Here is a 17304-nt window from a genome sequence, read left to right as displayed (position 1 = left end):
GCACTTACGTCCGGCAACCGGAGGGAACCATCGGCTCTGCGGCCGTCGTCCGCGCTTCCGTGCCGGGGTGGGGCGGGACGAGCCTCGCGGCCGGAACGGACCGCGCGGCTCACAGGGGCGGCGGGCGGCTAGAGCGGCTTCTCCGGCCAGCCCAGCAGCCGGGCGCCCATCGCGGCGGTCTCCAGGGTGTAGCGCTGGAGGCCGTCGCCGGGGTCATAGCCGGTCAGCTCCCGGATGCGCGCCAGCCGGTACGACAGGGTCCGCACGCTCACGCCCAGCCGGCGGGCGGCCTCCGCGTTCACATAACCCGCCGCCGAGCACACCGACAGGGTCTCCAGCAGCGGCGCGGCCCCGCCGCGGGCCTGGGTGAGCGGCCCCAGCACGGTGCGCACCAGATCGGCCATCGCCGCGCGGTCGCGCAGCAGCACGGGGAAGACCAGCATCTCCGCCGCGTTGAACCGGATCCCCTCCAGGCCGAGCCGGTCGGCGAGGTCCAGGGCCCCGAGCGCCTCCTCGTAGGAGCGCACCACTCCGCTGGGGCCGCTGTGGGAGCGGCCAAGCGCCACCCGCTCGGCGGCGGGGTACCCCGGGCCGGGGTCCTCGGCGAGCCGGGCGAAGGCCCGCAGCACGGACTTGTCGGCGCTGGCGGCGATGCACACCAGCCGCCCGTCCTTGGTGGCGAGCAGCACGTCGCGCTCGCCGAAGCGGCCCACCAGCTCGCGCTCGATGCGGCGCACGGTGGGGTGCACGTCGTCGTACTTCTCGGTGCCCAGGGCCACCGCGACCGCGTGCGCGCGGGCCAGCCGCAGACCGAAGCGCTCGGCGCGCTCGGCCAGCCGGCCCAGGTCGCTGCGGCCGTAGAGCAGGTCGTCCACGAACTCGCGGCGCTCGGCCTCCTCCTGCCGCACCGCCAGCCGCTGGGCCCGCTCGTGCCCCTCGCCCAGTGCGGCCACCGCGGCCTCCACCGCGGCCAGCAGTGCGTCGCCGGTGCGGGCCCGCTCCGCGGCCGTGGCCGACCGGGCGATGCCCGGCAGCGTGCCCCACAGCCGGCGGGTCTCCGCGAGATAGAGGCCGACCAGGTCGCGCAGGCCGTAGCCCCGCTCGGCGACCCGCTCGCCCGTCTCGCGGAAGGCGTCCAGTTCGGCGCGGCGCGGCAGCCGCCCGGTCCGGGATATCTCGGCGAGCAGTTCCGCGTAGCCGCCGAGGAAGGAGTCGGGGAGCCTGCTGCGTCTCACCGCTGCCCCGCCCCCTTCGCCGTTCCGCGCTTCCGCTCTCCCCCGGCCGTACGGCCGGCCGGGCCACCGGCACAGACTAAGGGAGGGACGGGGCCGCTGCGGCAGGGGTGACGGCGTGCGCGGCGGGGAAGGATCAGCTCCGATCGCCGCGGCGGAGGGCGGTGTGATCACCGTCACCGGCGAAACCGGGGCGGCCGGGGGCATTCGCCGACATGGACCGGGAGTTGCCGGGCATTACCCGACGGTACCCGCGCAGTCGTGCACGGATCCGCTCTTGCGCGGAAACAGCAGGTTGTGGGTACGGTGGTATGACAATCAAGATCACAAATGGTGTGCCGGGAAGTCTGGTCGGCGACGTTGTTCACGTACCCCGAAACCGGCCCCGGGAGGTCACTCCATGTCCAACGCCCCCAAAGAGCGCACCTCCCTCTTCGGGCTGCCGTCGTTCCAGGAGCGCCGGTTCCTGCTGGAGGCGCTGCGCACCGAGACCGTCGGCGGGATGCTGCTGCTGGCGGCCGCGGTGGTGGCGCTGGTGTGGGCGAACTCTCCCTGGGGGAGCCTGTACGAGTCGGTCCGCGACTTCCATTTCGGCATCTCCTCCCTCCACCTCGACCTGTCGGTGGGGCACTGGGCGTCGGACGGTCTGCTGACGATCTTCTTCTTCGTCGCCGGCATCGAGCTGAAGCGCGAACTGCTCCTCGGTGAGCTGCGGCGCCCGGCCGCCGCGGCCCTCCCGGTGGTCGCCGCCGTGTGCGGCATGGTGGTGCCCGCCCTCTTCTACGTCGCGGTCAACGCGGCGGGCGGCGGCCAGATGGACGGCTGGGCCATCCCCATGGCCACCGACATCGCCTTCGCCCTCGGCGTGCTCGCCGTGATCGGCACCAACCTGCCCTCTGGCATCCGGGCCTTCCTCCTCACCCTCGCCATCGTCGACGACCTCGGTGCGATCCTCGTCATCGCCGTCTTCTACACCTCCGCGCTGAACCTGCCCGCCCTGGGCGGGGCGCTGGCCGGGCTGGCGGCGTTCTGGTTCCTCCACCAGAAGCTGCGGGTGCGCGGCTGGTACGTGTACGTGCCGCTGGGCCTGGTCATCTGGGCGCTGATGCACGCCAGCGGGGTGCACGCCACCATCGCCGGCGTGGCGATGGGCATGCTGCTGCGGGTGGTCCCGACCAAGGGCAGCGGGGGCTGGCCCACCGAGAAGGAGTCCCCGGCCGAGCGGATCGAGCACCTGGTGCGGCCGCTGTCGGCGGGCTTCGCGGTGCCGGTGTTCGCCCTCTTCGCCGCCGGCGTCAGCGTCTCCGGCGACGCGCTGGGCGAGACGTTCCGCCGGCCCGAGTCACTGGGCGTGATCCTCGGCCTGTTCGCGGGCAAGCTCCTCGGCGTCTTCGGCGGCACCTATCTGGCCGCCCGCTTCACCCGCGCCCGGCTCAGCGAGGACCTGGAGTGGGCGGACGTGGCGGGCGTCGCGCTGCTGGCCGGCATCGGCTTCACCGTCTCACTGCTGGTGGGCGACCTGGCCTTCGCGGACAACGCGGAGACCGGCGAGTACGTCAAGGCGGCCGTCCTGATCGGCTCGCTGCTCTCCGCGGTGGCCGCCGCCGTCTTCCTCAAGTTCCGCGACGCCCGCTACAAGCGGCTGTGGGAGGAGGAGAACCGGGACGACGACCACGACGGCATCCCGGACATCTACGAGCGGCCGCGGGGCACGGTCACCGAGGGAGCCGCCCGCCGGGCCGACCGGGAGGTCAACCGCGAGGGCTGACGGCGCTCTCTCCGGCCTCTCCGGACTCCGGGGTTCCGCTTCCGGCGCCGTCATCGCCGCCCGCGCCGTTCCGGCCGCGCCCGCCCCCCGGCAGGCGCGGCCCCTTCCCGTCGCCCGGGATGCCCGCCAGCTCCTCGACGTCGAAGACCCGCGCGATCGGCACGTCCGTGCTGCTGTGGGCGACGATCGAGAAGGCGATGGTGACGGCGATCAGGGTGAAGGCGTCCTCGGCTCGCGGGACGCCCGACTGGAGCACCAGCAGTCCGTAGACCACCGAGGCGAAGCCCTTGGGCCCGAACCAGGCCGCCGTGAGCCTCTCCTTGCGGTCGAAACCGGTGCCCACCAGGGAAAGCAGCATCGAGGCCGGGCGGATCAGCACGATGGCCAGGACCGCGACCACGTAGCCCCCCAAGGACAGGTCCCCGAAGAGCTGCGGGGTCAGCAGCGCGCCGAAGACCAGCAGCGCCGCGAACTTCGCCAGCTCCGCCAGGGACTCCCCCAGCGACTCGAACGCCTCCTTGGCCTCCGGGGAAACCGCGGCGATCACCGCGCCCGCCGAGAAAGCGGCGAGGTAGGGGTTGGCGTGGGTGAGGTGGCAGGCGGCGTACAGGGTCACACCGACGGCCAGCGGCAGCAGCGGCTGGAGCCTGGGCTCGGCGCCCAGCAGACGGAAGCGGACCAGCCAGTTCGCCAGCAGCGGCAGCAGGACGCCGAAGAGCAGGCCGAGGACCAGCTCGGTGGCGATCGCGGCGAAGTCGGCGTCCTCGGCGTGCCCGGCCGGCGCGGCGGCGGCGATGAGGATCAGGACGAAGGGCAGTGCGAGGCCGTCGTTGACGCCGCTTTCGATGTTGAGGAGCTGCCGCAGCTTCGCGGGCACCTCCTCGCGGCCCACGATCGCCGAGGCGAACACCGGGTCGGTGGGCGCCAGTACCGCGCCGACCAGGAAGGACGTCGTCCAGTCCAGGCCGACCAGGAAGTGGGCCAGCAGCGCGACGCCGAGGAAGGCCAGCGGCATGCCCAGGCCGAGCGCGCGGACCGGATTGCGCCAGGCCCGGCGCAGCGCGGGGAAGGAGACGTGCATGCCGTCGGTGAACAGCACCGCGAACAGGGCCAGGTCGGCGGTGGCCGCCACGATGCCGCTGTCCGGGGTGATGTGGATCAGCCCCAGGAAGCCGTCGCTGACCAGCGCGCCGCCCACCAGGAACAGCAGCGAGGTGGAGAGCACCGACCGGGCGGCCAGCCCGGACAGCAGCACCGCTATGAGCAGCGCGACTCCGAACACCATGACGAGGACCACGAGAACACTCTCCCCAGGACGCTGACTCCGGCCGCCGGACCTGCCGTGCGCGTGCCCGGACAGGCGGGCACCCTACCGCTGCCCCGGAGCGGCCCTGGACAGGGGTGCCGGGCGGGCGGTCAGACCGGAGCCGCGGCGAGGGCCGCGCGGTGCTCCTGGAGGGCGTGCTGCATGGCGGTGACCCTGTGGACGACGAGGATCGCCAGCACGGCGGCGAGGATGTCGACCCCGTCGGCGAAGAGGTAGAAGGAGACGGCGCCCTCTATCTCCCCGAGGCTCCAGGCGTCCTCGTACCCCTCGGCGGCGATCCCGCCGATCACGCAGGTGAGCAGCCACAGCAGCCACCAGCAGTTGAGCAGTCCGCCGGGAAGGCGCTCGCGGACCGTGCCGTCCGGCCCCGGCGGGGTGCTGGCGTCCCAGATGTCGTTGGCGATCTTCTTGGGGAACCAGAGGTTGACGACGGGCACGAACCATCCGCCGACCGCCCAGCCCGCCCCCATCCGCTGGCTCGCGGCGTCGAACGTCTGGGCGTTGAGCCGGGAGCGGTGGAACCACATCAGGAACGGGATCCCCGCCGCCACCAGCGCGGCGAGCTGGACCACACCGGCGGCCGAGTACAGCGACTCCGCGCTCTCCAGGGCGCCACCGGAGCCGTACCACGACGACCGCGCCTCCTGTTCCAGGAGTCCGGCGAACCGGGACCCGGCCAGGATCGCGAACAGGTCCGAGGCCACGACCACCCCCAGCAGCGCGACCGTGACGGTCGCCAGGGTCCGGGTGGACTGCCAGCGCAGATACGGCGACTCCCCCTGCTCCCGGCGGACGCGCTCCACCGTCCGCAGTTCCTCGTCGGACAGCACCCACCAGGGCTGCCCCGCGGGGGCGCTCCTCCCGGCGGGTGCGGCCTTCCCGGCCGGTGCGGCGGATGCGGCGGGCGCGGCGGGGTGCGGCGCGGTGTCACCGCACGCCGGGCACCGGTTTCCGGCCGCCTCGTCCCGTCCGCCCTCGCACTCCGCGCACGCCATGCCTTCTCCCCCTGCCCCTCGGTGATCGTCCGCCGCACCCTACCGGCCCTGTGGGGACGGCCGCCGCGCGGTTTTCCCGGGGGAACCCGGAGGAGCAGCGCCGGATCCATTTGGCTAATACCCCCTAGGGGTATAAAGTCGAGGGTGACGGAACACCCGCCCGGCCGTCCGGGCACCTGCGCGCACCGATCCGAGGGAGCAGAATCCATGAGCACCGTCACCACCACCTACAAGGTCACCGGCATGACCTGCGGCCACTGCGAGGGCGCCGTCAACAGCGAGGTCTCCGGGATCGACGGCGTCACCGAGGTCAAGGCCGTGGCCTCGACCGGCCTGGTGACCGTCACCTCCACCCGCGAACTGGACGACGAGGCCGTACGCGCCGCCGTCGACGAGGCGGGCTACGAGCTCTCCGGCCGGGCCTGACCGCCCGCAGCCATCCCACCCCTCCGGACCGTGCGGGCCGCGCGCCCGCGCCGCCCGCACGGTCCGGCCCACGCCCGGGAGACAGCGTGACCACCACCACGACATCCGGTACGCAGGCACCCGCCGACGAGGTCGAACTCGCCATCGGCGGGATGACCTGCGCCTCCTGTGCCGCCCGTGTCGAGAAGAAGCTCAACCGGATGGACGGCGTGAGCGCCACGGTCAACTTCGCCACCGAGAAGGCACGCGTCAGCTACGCCCCCGGTGTGAGCGTCGACGATCTGGTCGCCACCGTCGAGAAGACCGGCTACACCGCCCAGCCGCCCCCTCCTCCCGCCCCCGCGCGGCCGGAGGACGGGACACGGGCGGGGGCCGACGGGAGGGAGGGCGAGGACGGGCGCGAACTGGCCTCACTGCGGCAGCGCTTCCTGGTCTCACTGGCCCTGTCGGTGCCGGTCGTACTGCTGTCGATGGTTCCGGCCCTCCAGTTCGACAACTGGCAGTGGCTGTCCCTGACCCTGGCGGCACCGGTCGTGGTGTGGGGCGCGCTGCCCTTCCACCGCGCGGCGTGGACGAACGCCCGGCACGGCGCGGCCACCATGGACACCCTGGTCTCACTGGGCACGACCGCGGCCCTGGGCTGGTCGCTGTGGGCGCTGTTCCTCGGCGACGCCGGCATGCCGGGGATGCGGCACGGCTTCGAGCTGACCGTCTCCCGCTCCGACGCCTCCTCCGCCCTGTACCTGGAGGTCGCGGCCGGGGTGACGACGTTCATCCTGCTCGGCCGCTATCTGGAGGCGCGCTCCAAGCGGAGCGCGGGCGCGGCGCTACGAGCCCTGCTGGAGCTGGGCGCCAAGGAGGTCACCGTCCTGCGCGGCGGCCGCGAGACGCTCGTCCCCGTCGCCGAACTGGCCGTCGGGGACCGCTTCCTGGTCCGCCCCGGCGAGAAGATCGCCACCGACGGCACCGTGGTCGAGGGCTCCTCGGCCGTGGACGCCTCGATGCTGACCGGCGAGTCGGTGCCGGTGGACGTCTCGGCCGGTGACACCGTCACCGGCGCCACCGTCAACACCTCCGGCCGGCTGGTCGTCGAGGCCACCCGCGTCGGCTCCGACACCCAGCTCGCCCGGATGGCCAGGCTGGTCGAGGACGCGCAGAGCGGCAAGGCCGAGGTGCAGCGGCTGGCCGACCGGGTCTCGGCCGTCTTCGTGCCGGTGGTGCTGCTGATCTCGCTGGGCACCCTGGGCTTCTGGCTCGGCACCGGCGGAGGGCCGGCCGCGGCCTTCACCGCGGCCGTCGCCGTCCTGATCATCGCCTGCCCCTGCGCCCTGGGCCTGGCCACCCCCACCGCCCTGATGGTCGGCACCGGACGCGGTGCCCAGCTCGGCATCCTCATCAAGGGCCCCGAGGTCCTGGAGAACACCCGGCGCGTGGACACCGTCGTCCTGGACAAGACCGGCACCGTCACCACCGGCCGGATGGAGCTGCGGGACGTCGTCGCCGCCGGGGGCGAGGACGAGGACGAGGTGCTGCGCCTGGCCGGCGCCCTGGAGCACGCCTCCGAGCACCCCATCGCCCGGGCGATCGCGGCCGGGGCCGCCGAGCGCGTCGGCGCCCTGCCTCCGGTGGAGCGCTTCGAGAACGCCGCCGGGCTCGGTGTCCGGGGCACCGTCGAAGGCCGCGAGGTGGCCGTGGGCCGGGAGCGGCTGCTGGCGGAGAGCGCCCTGGAGCTTCCCGCGGAACTGGCCGGGGCACGGGACGCCGCGGAGGCGGAGGGCCGCACCGCGGTCGCCGTCGCCTGGGACGGAAGGGTGCGGGGGCTGCTGGCCGTGGCCGACGCCGTCAAGCCCACCAGCGCCGAGGCCATCACCCGGCTGCGCGCCCTCGGACTCACCCCCGTCCTGCTCACCGGCGACAACCGGGCGGTGGCCGAATCCGTCGCCCGCGAGGTCGGGATCGACGCCTCCGGGGGCCGGGTGATCGCCGAGGTCATGCCCCAGGACAAGGTCGACGTCGTCAAGCGCCTCCAGGACGAGGGGCGCTCCGTGGCCATGGTCGGTGACGGCGTCAACGACGCGGCCGCCCTCGCCCAGGCCGACCTCGGCCTGGCCATGGGCACCGGCACCGACGCCGCCATCGAGGCCGGCGACCTCACCCTCGTCCGCGGCGACCTGCGCGCCGCCGCCGACGCCATCCGGCTGTCCCGCAAGACCCTGGCCACCATCAAGGGCAACCTCTTCTGGGCCTTCGGCTACAACGTCGCCGCCCTGCCGCTGGCCGCGGCCGGACTGCTCAACCCGATGATCGCGGGAGCCGCCATGGCCTTCTCCTCGGTCTTCGTCGTCACCAACAGCCTCCGGCTGCGCGCCTTCCGCTGACCGGTTCCGGTCACTCCTCCTCACCCCTTCACGCTGTCGGCCGGGCTCGGTTCCGAGCCCGGCCGACAGCATGGGCAGGCAGTCGATCACTTGAGCGCCAAGTGGTTTCTTTGGCAAATCCAGGACTCCGCCAACCGCCGAGGATGGCGCAAAAGTGTGTTGCGGACCCGCTGGACTCACTGTGACTGTGATCCCGTCCGTCACTCCAGCAACAGACCGCACACTGCGTGTGAGTGTTCGCACCAGTACACGGCTGTTCTGTCGACAGAGGAGAGTGCGCACGACATGAAGCAGAAGAAGACCTATGTGAAGCCCGCCCTCTTCGAGCAGGGGGGCTTCCGCGAGAGGACCGCCGGCTACTTCGTCGGGAAGTACTGGGAGTACTTCTCCCGCCGGTTCGTCTGACCGTCCCGTGGTGAAGAAGATGCCCGGTCACCTGCGTGACTTCTTCGCGGTCCTCCCGGACACGGCCGAAGGACAGGCCGTGGCCGGGCGTCTTCGCCCGGCCCTCCCGGCGAAGGCGGCGGGCACGGGGGTCGTCCGCCACCCCTCGGGGCGTCCCTGGATCGTCTTCCGCCTCCCCTTCCGGCAGGTCAGCCAGGCCACGCGCGGCGACGACTCCCTGGTGCTGATCGGCCCGAACCGCGTCCCCGAGGCCGACCTGCACGGCGTCCTCGGCCCGGCCCGCGACACCGCCGACCTCCACCGCCGGCTGACCCGGCTGCCCGGCATCCACCACGTCGTCTCCCGGATGGGGGACGAGGTCTGCGTGCGGGGCACGGCGTCCGGGCACCGGCGCGTCCACCACGCCCGGTGTGCCGGCGCACGCGTCGCCTCCGACCGGCCCGCCCTCCTGGCCCACCTCACCGGGGCGGGGATCGACGACGGCGCGCTCGCCCTGCGCCTGCTGGACTTCGTACCGCACCCGCTGCGGAACCGCCCCCTGTGGCACGGTCTGGAGGAGGTCGATCCGGCGTACGCGCTCAGCCTGCGCGACGGCCCCGGCGGCCCCCGCCACACCGTGTGGCGCTGGTGGCATCCCCCCGAGCCGGAGCTCCGCGCGGAACGGGGCGCCCCCCTCCTGGCCGCCGCGCTGGCGGACTCCGTCCGCGCCCATCTGGCCGGGCACACCCGTATCAGCTGCGAACTCTCCGGCGGGCTGGACTCCACCTCCGTCGTCTTCCTCGCCCGGCGGGCGCCGGGCGAGCGGGAGACGGCGCTGCTGACCGTCGCCGCGCGGGACGGCCACTCGGAGGACGAGATGTGGGCCCGCCGTGGAGCCGAGGACGCCCGCCGCGGCGCCGGCCGGACGGTCGAGCACCACATCGTCCCGGCCGACGAAGCCCCGCTGTTCTACGCGGACCTGCGGGGCAACGCCGGGGAACTGCTGGACGAGCCCCTCCCCGTCGCCTCCGCCCGGGCGAGGGCCTACCTGCTGCTCAGCCGCGCCGCCGCCACCGGCTCCCGCTACCACCTCACCGGCTACGGCGGCGACGAACTCTTCAACGGCCTGCCCTCGGCCTGCCTGGACCTGCTTCCGGGCAGCCCGCTGAAGGCCTGGAACCGGATCGGCGCGCTGCGGCACCAGTACGGCCGGCCCCTGTGGCCCACTCTGCGCGGCCTGCTGTCACGCCCCTCGTACGCCTCCTGGCTGGCCGGCGCCGTCACCCGCGAGCCGCCCGACGACCGCGGCCCGCTGCTGGGCTGGGGGCCCCGGCAGTCGCTGCCGCCCTGGCTCACCGGTGAGGCCGGGACGCTGATCCTCGACGAGTTCCGCTCGGCGGCCGGGCACGCCGAGCCGCTGAGCCCCCGCCCCGGACTGCACGCGGACCTCGACACCCTCCGGGTCGGCGCCCGCGGCTTCCAGGCGCTGGAGGACGTGGGGGTCACCGCCGGCCTGCCGGTGGCCGCGCCGTTCTACGACGACCGGGTGATCGAGGCCGTCCTCGCCGTCCGCGTCGAGGACCGGGTCGTCCCCTGGCGGTACAAGCCGCTGCTGGTGGAGGCGGTGCGCGAGGTGGTGCCCGCCCGCCTGCTGGCCCGGACCACCAAGGACCACATGTCGGCCGACCATGTGCGCGGGCTGCGCGAGCACTCCGCCGGGTTCCGCGCGCTGTGGGACGGCTCCCTGCTGGCCCGGCGCGGGCTCGTGGAGGCCGCCCGGCTGGAGCGGCTGGCCGACGACCCGTACTCCCCCGTCCTCCAGCGGTACCCGGTCGACGCCACGGTCTCCTGCGAGACCTGGCTGCGTACGGCCGAGGACGCCTGGCCGGCCGGGGAGGAACACCGCGATCCCGACAGGAGCGAGGCGATCTCGTGAAGCTCAGACAGGGTGTGGCCATGACCACCACCGAGTACGGCGCCGTACTGCTCGACGAACGCAGCGGCTCCTACTGGCAGTTGAACGAGTGCGGCGCCATCGTGGTGGACGCGCTCGCCCAGGGGCGGGGCCGGGAGGCCGCCGTCGAGCGGCTGCTGGAGGAGTACGACGTCGGCCGTGCCGAGGCCGAGGCCGACGTCGCGGAGCTCACCGGCCGACTGGTCGAGGCGGAGCTCCTCGCGCCGTGACCACCGAGATGACCATGCCCCGCCGCGGCTCCGGCTCCGGCGGCGTCCGGGTGCGCACGGCCGTCGCCGCGGCCCTGGTGCTGAGCCGGCTGCGTCCGGGGCGGCTGCGCCGGGTGCTGGCCCGGGTCAGCCGCGGCGCCCGCCCCGCCGGGTACGAGGAGACCCTGCGCGTGTACGAGGCGGTGGTCGCCTCCAGCCGCAGATGCGCCGGCTGGTACGGCTGTCTGCCGCGCTCCGTCGCCATCGCCCTGGTCTGCCGGATGTCGGGGATGTGGCCCGACTGGTGCGCGGGGGTGCGCAGTGCGCCGCCCTTCTCCGCGCACGCCTGGGTGCGGGCCGGGGGCAGGGCGGTCGGGGAACAGGATCCGGACGGCCTGCGGCCCCTGATGACGGTGACGGCGGGCGGGGAGGACGGCGTTGACTCAGGCGAAGGCCCCGGTGGATCCGGCGGCGGACCCGGCGGAGCCGGAAGAGACTCCGAAGGAGACTGAGGACCGGGGGCCGGCCGGCGGCCCCTCCCCGCTGCGGCTGCTCCTGGAGCAGGTCCGGCCGCACCGGCGGGCACTGGCCGGCGGAGGGCTGCTGTCCCTGCTCGGCTCCGGCGCGGACCTGGCCATGCCGCTGATGGCCAAGCACGCCGTGGACGCCTTCGCGGAGGGGCGCTCACCCGTCCGGCCACTGCTTCTCCTCACCCTCGTCGTGCTCCTCGGGGCGCTCCTCGCGGCGGCCGGCGGGTATCTGATGGCACGCGCCGGCGAGGGCGCCGTCCTGCGGGCCCGGCGGCGACTCGTCGGCCGGATGCTGCGGCTGCGGGTCGCGGCCGTCGACCGGCTCACCCCCGGCGACCTGCTCTCCCGCGCCACCGGCGACACCTCGCTGCTGCGCACCGTGCTCTCCCGCAACGTCGCCGACGCGGTCACCGGGGCGCTGGTACTGCTGGGCACCGTCGTCCTGATGGCGGTCGTGGACCTCGTCCTCCTCGGGGTCACCCTCCTCGCCGTGCTCACCTCCCTGGGCCTGCTCGCCCTGCTCATGCCGAGGATCCAGCGGGCACAGCACCAGGCGCAGGAGGCCGTCGGCGCGATGGGCTCGGCACTGGACCGCGCGCTGCAGGCGTTCCGCACCGTCAAGGCCGGCGGGGCCGAGGACCGCGAGACCGCGGCCGTCGCCGAGGCGGCGCGGCGGGCCCACGACCGCGGTGTGGCGGTGGCCTGGTGGAACTCGGTGTCCGACGTCACGACCTCCGTGGCGATGCAGTTCGCCTTCCTGGCCGTGCTGGGGGTCGGCGGTGCCAGGGCCGTCTCCGGAGCGATGGAGATCTCCTCGCTGATCGCCTTCCTGCTCTACCTCTTCACCCTGATGGGCCCCCTGGGCCGGCTCACCGACGGCTGGAGCGGCCTGAACAGCGGGCTGGCCGCGGTGCGGCGCATCCGGGAGATCGAGGAACTGCCGGGTGAGCCCCCGGGCAGTGAGCCCCCGGGCGACGGGGCGCCCGGGAAGGAGACGCCCGTGAAGGGGGCGCCTTCGAAGAGGACGCCGCTCGGCGTGGCGTTCGAGGACGTGGTCTTCGGCTACGGCGAAGGTCACCCCCCGGCCCACCGGGGGGTGACCTTCGAGGTGCCCGCCGGCGGCCTGACGGCGCTCGTGGGCCCCTCCGGCGCCGGGAAGTCGACGGTGTTCGCGCTGCTGGAGCGCTTCTACGAGCACGACGCGGGCACCGTGTCCGTCGGCGGGCGCGACGTCCGCCGCTGGCCGCTGGCCGAACTGCGGTCGGCGATCGCCTACGTCGAGCAGGACGCGCCCGTACTGGCCGGGACCCTGCGGGAGAACCTGCTGCTGGCCGCTCCGGACGCCGCCGAGGAGGAGGTGCGGCGCGCGGTGTCGCGCACCCGGCTCGACGGCCTCCTCCAGCGGCTGCCCGGCGGCCTGGACGCACAGGTCGGCCACCGGGGGGTGACGCTGTCGGGCGGCGAGCGCCAGCGGATCGCCATCGCCCGGGCACTGCTGCGCAGACCCCGGCTGCTGCTGCTCGACGAGGTGACCTCGCAGCTCGACGCGGTCAACGAGGAGGCGCTGCGCGAGGTCGTCATGGAGCTCGCCGCCGAGACCACCGTCCTGGCCATCGCGCACCGGCTCTCCACGGTGGTGCGGTCCGACCGCATCGTGGTCATGGAGGAGGGCCGGGTGCGCGCGGTGGGCAGCCACGCCGATCTGCTGCGCTCGGACCCGCTGTACGCCGGGCTCGCCGCCACACAGCTCGTGGCGGACCGCTCCCTCGCCCAGGCCCTTGAGGAGCCCTCCGGCCACCCGTAGACGCCTCGGCACCGCGCGGCGGGGGCTCCCAGGGCACGCGCGGCACACACGGCGAGGGCCTTTCCGCACACAGAAGCGCCCCGAGCGACGAGTCCCCCCACGGGCCCGTCGACGGGGCGCCTCCTTTTCCCGGTCATGGACTCCCCCCACGGGATCCTGGCCGGGTGTCTGCCGGGCGGTGCACGGGCGAGAGGGCCGCTCAAGCTCCCCCGAGGCACACCGCCTGCGCGGACCACCGTCCTCGTCCCCCACAGACGAACACGGCGGGCGGCGGCGGCTCCGCCGGAGTGCCGACGCCACCCCATAAGACACACGAGTCCGCCGAATGGTTACCCCCCTTTATGTGTGACCTGCGTCACTCTTCTTCACGGCTCCTCCACCTCTCCGCCGCGCCGGGAACACACCGCGAGCCCCGTTCCGCACCCTCGCGGGGTGCGGAACGGGGCCCGCGGGACCGCAGCAGGCGGCTCTAGGCGGCCGTACGCCCGTTCAGCGCTGTTCCACCGGGACGTAGTCGCGCTCGACGACGCCGGTGTAGATCTGGCGCGGGCGGCCGATGCGGGAGCCCGGCTCCTTGATCATCTCGTGCCACTGGGCGATCCAGCCGGGAAGGCGGCCGAGCGCGAACAGCACGGTGAACATGGTGGTCGGGAAGCCCATGGCCCGGTAGATCAGACCGGTGTAGAAGTCGACGTTCGGGTAGAGGTTGCGCTCGACGAAGTAGTCGTCGGCCAGCGCGTGCTCCTCCAGCCTCAGCGCGATGTCCAGCAGTTCGTCGGACTTGCCGAGCGCGGAGAGGACATCGTGCGCCGCCGCCTTGATGATCTTCGCCCGGGGGTCGAAGCTCTTGTAGACGCGGTGGCCGAAGCCCATCAGCCGGACGCCCTCCTCCTTGTTCTTCACCCGGCGGATGAAGGAGTCGACGTCACCGCCCTCGGCCTTGATGCGCTCCAGCATCTCCAGCACCGACTGGTTGGCGCCGCCGTGCAGGGGGCCCCACAGGGCGCTGATCCCGGCGGAGATGGAGGCGAACATGTTCGCCTGGGAGGAGCCGACCAGGCGCACGGTGGAGGTCGAGCAGTTCTGCTCGTGGTCCGCGTGCAGGATGAGCAGCTTGTCCAGGGCGCTGCTGACGACCGGGTCGAGCTCGTACTCCTCGGCCGGGACCGAGAAGGTCATGCGCAGGAAGTTCTCGACGTAGCCCAGGTCGTTGCGCGGGTAGACCACCGGGTGGCCCACCGACTTCTTGTACGCGTACGCCGCGATGGTGGGCAGCTTGGCGAGCAGCCGGATGGTGGACAGGTGCCGCTGCTGCTCGTCGAAGGGGTTGTGGCTGTCCTGGTAGAAGGTGGACAGCGCGCTCACCACCGAGGAGAGCATCGCCATCGGGTGGGCGTCCCGCGGGAAGCCGTCGTAGAACCGTTTGACGTCCTCGTGGAGCAGGGTGTGCTGGGTGATCTCGTTGCGGAAGCCGGCCAGCTGGTCGACCGTGGGCAGCTCTCCGTTGATCAGCAGGTACGCCGTCTCGAGGAACGTGCCGTGCTCGGCGAGCTGCTCGATCGGATACCCGCGGTATCGGAGGATGCCCTTCTCGCCGTCGAGAAAGGTGACCGCCGACTTGTACGCGGCGGTGTTGCCGTAACCGGAGTCCAGGGTCACCAGACCGGTCTGGGCGCGCAGCTTGGAGATGTCGAAACCACTGTCACCGACAGTGCTGCCGACCAGCGGGAAGCTGTACTCGCCGTCCCCGTACCGCAGTACCACTGCGCCATCGCTTTCACGGTGTTCGCTCACGTCATCCCTCACCGACGTAGTGCCTCATCTTCGAGTGCCCTGTCCTCGTCCCACTGTCTCCCATTCGGTGCTGTGCGGTGCACTCGGGGTCGGCCAGCAGGCCCGCGGGTGGCACGGAGTGCCTCCGGAAAGTTACGCGGGGTGTGGCGTGCCGCGCAATCGGTGGTCCAGTGCGGTGCAGCGCCGTCCCGCGGATACCGTCCGCACCGCCTGGCCCAGGGCCCTGCGCGACCCCACCAGCACCACCAGGCGCTTGGCCCTCGTCACGGCCGTGTAGAGCAGGTTGCGCTGGAGCATCATCCAGGCTCCGGTGGTGACCGGTACGACCACCGCCGGGTACTCGCTGCCCTGGGAGCGGTGGATGGTCACCGCGTAGGCGTGCGCGAGTTCGTCCAGCTCGTCGAAGTCGTAGCCCACCTCCTCGTCCTCGTCGGTGCGCACCGTCAGACGCTGCTCCTCCGTGCTCAGGGCGGTGACCACGCCCACCGTACCGTTGAAGATCCCGTTCGCCCCCTTGTCGTAGTTGTTGCGAATCTGAGTGACCTTGTCCCCCACCCTGAAAACCCGTCCGCCGAATCGCTTTTCGGGCAGATCGGGACGGCCGGGGGTGACGGCCTGCTGGAGCAGTCCGTTGAGCGTGCCCGCTCCGGCCGGACCCCGGTGCATCGGCGCCAGCACCTGCACGTCGCGGCGCGGGTCGAGGCCGAACTTCGCCGGGATCCGCCGGGCCGCCACGTCGACGGTGAGCCGGCCCGCCTCCTCGGTGTCGTCCTCGACGAAGAGGAAGAAGTCCGGCAGGCCCTGGGTGATGGGCGGGACCCCGGAGTTGATGCGGTGGGCGTTGGTGACCACGCCGGACTGCTGGGCCTGCCGGAAGATCCGCGTCAGCCGCACCGCCGGGATCGGGCTGCCCTCGGCGAGCAGGTCGCGCAGCACCTCGCCCGCCCCCACCGACGGCAGCTGATCCACGTCCCCCACCAGCAGCAGGTGGGCTCCCGGCGCCACCGCCTTGATCAGCTTGTTGGCCAGCAGCAGATCCAGCATGGACGCCTCGTCCACGACCACCAGATCGGCGTCCAGCGGCCGCTCCCGGTCGTAGGCGGCGTCCCCGCCGGGCTTGAGCTCCAGCAGCCGGTGGACGGTGGACGCCTCCGCCCCCGTCAGCTCCGACAGCCGCTTGGCCGCCCGGCCGGTGGGCGCGGCCAGCACCACCTTCGCCCGTTTGGCCCGCGCCAGCTCCACCACCGACCGCACGGTGAAGGACTTGCCGCAGCCGGGCCCGCCGGTGAGCACCGCCACCTTCTCGGTCAGCGCCAGCTTCACCGCGTCCCGCTGCTCGGGGGCGAGCTCGGCCCCGGTGCGCTCCGCCAGCCAGGACAGGGCCGCCTCCCAGTCGACGTCCCGGAAGGCCGGGATGCGGTCCTCCCCGGTGCGCAGCAGGCGCAGCAGCTGGGCCGACAGGGACAGCTCGGCGCGGTGGAAGGGCACCAGGTAGACCGCCGAGACCCGCTGCTCGGGGTGCTCCGGGTCGGGGACCTGCTCGCGCACCACCCCCTCCTCCTCGCCCGCCAGCTCGCCCAGGCAGTCGATGACCAGGCCGGTGTCCACCTGGAGGAGCTTGACGGTGTCGGCGATCAGCCGCTCCTCCGGCAGGTAGCAGTGCCCCTGGTCGGCCGACTGCGACAGCGCGTACTGCAGCCCGGCCTTCACCCGGTCGGGGCTGTCGTGCGGGATGCCGACGGCCTGCGCGATGCGGTCGGCGGTCAGGAAGCCGATGCCCCACACGTCGGCGGCCAGCCGGTAGGGCTGGTTGCGCACCACCGAGATCGAGGCGTCGCCGTACTTCTTGTAGATGCGCACCGCGATCGAGGTGGACACCCCCACCCCCTGGAGGAAGACCATCACCTCCTTGATCGCCTTCTGCTCCTCCCACGCCGCGCCGATCAGCTTCGTCCGCTTCGGGCCGAGGCCGGGCACCTCGATCAAGCGCTCCGGCTCGTTCTCGATGACCTCCAGGGTCTCCAGCCCGAAGTGGTCCACGATCCGCTCGGCGATCCTCGGGCCGATGCCCTTGATCAGTCCGGAGCCCAGATAGCGCCGGATGCCCTGGACGGTGGCCGGCAGGACCGTCGTGTAGTTCTCCACGGTGAACTGGCGGCCGTACTGCGGGTGCGAGCCCCAGCGGCCCTCCATCCGCAGCGACTCCCCCACCTGCGCGCCGAGCAGCGAGCCGACGACCGTGAGCAGCTCGCCGCCGCGCCCGGTGTCGACGCGGGCGACCGTGTAGCCGTTTTCCTCGTTGGCGTACGTGATGCGCTCGAGGACGGCCTCGAGGACGGCGGGTTGGAACGACATGTCACAGACCGTAACGCCGGGGACCGACAACCGGAATCCCGGCCGTGGGGGACGGGGGCGTGCGCGGCGGTGCGGAGCGGCGCGGGATGCCGCAGGAGGCGGGGCGGCGCGGAAAGCCGCGCAAACGTTACGAGGGGCCCGGCCTGAA

General features: G+C 73.1%; 13 protein-coding genes. 8 read left to right on the top strand and 5 right to left on the bottom strand.

Features of this window, described 5'->3' with window-relative positions:
* Positions 1 to 128 precede the first annotated feature (128 nt).
* Entirely contained in the window at positions 129 to 1235 is a 1107-nt protein-coding gene (locus IQ279_RS23730; RefSeq protein WP_307792505.1) for a PucR family transcriptional regulator, read from the bottom strand.
* A 397-nt stretch (positions 1236 to 1632) separates the two neighbouring features.
* Between IQ279_RS23730 and nhaA the strand changes: the two genes are divergently transcribed.
* Positions 1633 to 3000: a Na+/H+ antiporter NhaA gene (nhaA, locus tag IQ279_RS23725; RefSeq protein WP_206351262.1), complete on the top strand. Its 1368-nt coding sequence runs from the start codon at positions 1633 to 1635 to the stop codon at positions 2998 to 3000.
* Here the strand turns inward: nhaA and IQ279_RS23720 are convergent.
* Positions 2984 to 4297 (bottom strand): cation:proton antiporter, encoded by a 1314-nt coding sequence (locus IQ279_RS23720; RefSeq protein ID WP_206351261.1) that lies wholly within the window; start codon positions 4295 to 4297, stop codon positions 2984 to 2986. The genes nhaA and IQ279_RS23720 overlap by 17 nt on opposite strands.
* A 119-nt stretch (positions 4298 to 4416) precedes the next feature.
* The gene (locus tag IQ279_RS23715) at positions 4417 to 5322 is read right to left on the bottom strand and encodes a DUF4328 domain-containing protein (RefSeq protein ID WP_206351260.1); all 906 of its coding nucleotides are present in this window, start codon (positions 5320 to 5322) and stop codon (positions 4417 to 4419) included.
* Between the two features lie 144 nt (positions 5323 to 5466).
* On the opposite strand from IQ279_RS23715, the gene IQ279_RS23710 reads away from it, so the two are divergent.
* The 7 genes from IQ279_RS23710 to IQ279_RS23680 all read left to right on the top strand — a co-directional run bounded on the left by IQ279_RS23710 (position 5467) and on the right by IQ279_RS23680 (position 13007).
* The gene (locus IQ279_RS23710; RefSeq protein WP_307792504.1) at positions 5467 to 5748 is read left to right on the top strand and encodes a heavy-metal-associated domain-containing protein; all 282 of its coding nucleotides are present in this window, start codon (positions 5467 to 5469) and stop codon (positions 5746 to 5748) included.
* Positions 5749 to 5900: 152 nt separating this feature from the next.
* The gene (locus IQ279_RS23705; RefSeq protein WP_206351299.1) at positions 5901 to 8126 is read left to right on the top strand and encodes a heavy metal translocating P-type ATPase; all 2226 of its coding nucleotides are present in this window, start codon (positions 5901 to 5903) and stop codon (positions 8124 to 8126) included.
* 285 nt (positions 8127 to 8411) lie between these two features.
* Complete coding sequence (locus tag IQ279_RS23700) at positions 8412 to 8531, top strand: keywimysin-related RiPP (RefSeq protein WP_206351258.1); 120 nt, start codon at positions 8412 to 8414, stop codon at positions 8529 to 8531.
* A gap of 19 nt (positions 8532 to 8550) precedes the next feature.
* Positions 8551 to 10446: an asparagine synthase-related protein gene (locus tag IQ279_RS23695; RefSeq protein ID WP_206351297.1), complete on the top strand. Its 1896-nt coding sequence runs from the start codon at positions 8551 to 8553 to the stop codon at positions 10444 to 10446.
* Positions 10443 to 10694: a lasso peptide biosynthesis PqqD family chaperone gene (locus tag IQ279_RS23690; RefSeq protein WP_206351256.1), complete on the top strand. Its 252-nt coding sequence runs from the start codon at positions 10443 to 10445 to the stop codon at positions 10692 to 10694. Before IQ279_RS23695 ends, IQ279_RS23690 begins: the two co-directional genes overlap by 4 nt.
* Positions 10691 to 11185, top strand: coding sequence for a lasso peptide biosynthesis B2 protein (locus IQ279_RS23685; protein WP_206351254.1), 495 nt, complete (start codon positions 10691 to 10693; stop codon positions 11183 to 11185). Before IQ279_RS23690 ends, IQ279_RS23685 begins: the two co-directional genes overlap by 4 nt.
* On the top strand, positions 11112 to 13007 hold the full coding sequence (locus IQ279_RS23680; RefSeq protein WP_206351252.1) for an ABC transporter ATP-binding protein: 1896 nt from the start codon (positions 11112 to 11114) through the stop codon (positions 13005 to 13007). Before IQ279_RS23685 ends, IQ279_RS23680 begins: the two co-directional genes overlap by 74 nt.
* Before the next feature lie 489 nt (positions 13008 to 13496).
* Here the strand turns inward: IQ279_RS23680 and IQ279_RS23675 are convergent, their stop codons facing one another.
* A complete protein-coding gene (locus tag IQ279_RS23675; protein WP_206351250.1) occupies positions 13497 to 14801 on the bottom strand; it encodes a citrate synthase in 1305 nt (434 codons plus the stop codon).
* A gap of 132 nt (positions 14802 to 14933) precedes the next feature.
* A complete protein-coding gene (gene recD2, locus IQ279_RS23670; RefSeq protein ID WP_206351249.1) occupies positions 14934 to 17156 on the bottom strand; it encodes an SF1B family DNA helicase RecD2 in 2223 nt (740 codons plus the stop codon).
* Positions 17157 to 17304: the final 148 nt, after the last annotated feature.

The sequence above is a fragment of the Streptomyces verrucosisporus genome, from assembly GCF_017114865.1.
Classification (GTDB): Bacteria; Actinomycetota; Actinomycetes; order Streptomycetales; family Streptomycetaceae; genus Streptomyces; species Streptomyces fenghuangensis.
Note: the sequence above shows the minus strand (reverse complement) of the source record. Positions and strands in the feature narration are given on the sequence as shown.

Excerpts from the sequence above, each read along its gene's own strand:
- IQ279_RS23700 (WP_206351258.1), top strand. The coding sequence starts at position 8,412 with ATGAAGCAGAAGAAGACCTATGTGAAGCCCGCCCTCTTCGAGCAGGGG.
- IQ279_RS23695 (WP_206351297.1), top strand. The coding sequence starts at position 8,551 with ATGCCCGGTCACCTGCGTGACTTCTTCGCGGTCCTCCCGGACACGGCC.
- IQ279_RS23715 (WP_206351260.1), bottom strand. The coding sequence starts at position 5,322 with ATGGCGTGCGCGGAGTGCGAGGGCGGACGGGACGAGGCGGCCGGAAAC.
- nhaA (WP_206351262.1), top strand. The coding sequence starts at position 1,633 with ATGTCCAACGCCCCCAAAGAGCGCACCTCCCTCTTCGGGCTGCCGTCG.
- recD2 (WP_206351249.1), bottom strand. The coding sequence starts at position 17,156 with ATGTCGTTCCAACCCGCCGTCCTCGAGGCCGTCCTCGAGCGCATCACG.
- IQ279_RS23705 (WP_206351299.1), top strand. The coding sequence starts at position 5,901 with ATGACCTGCGCCTCCTGTGCCGCCCGTGTCGAGAAGAAGCTCAACCGG.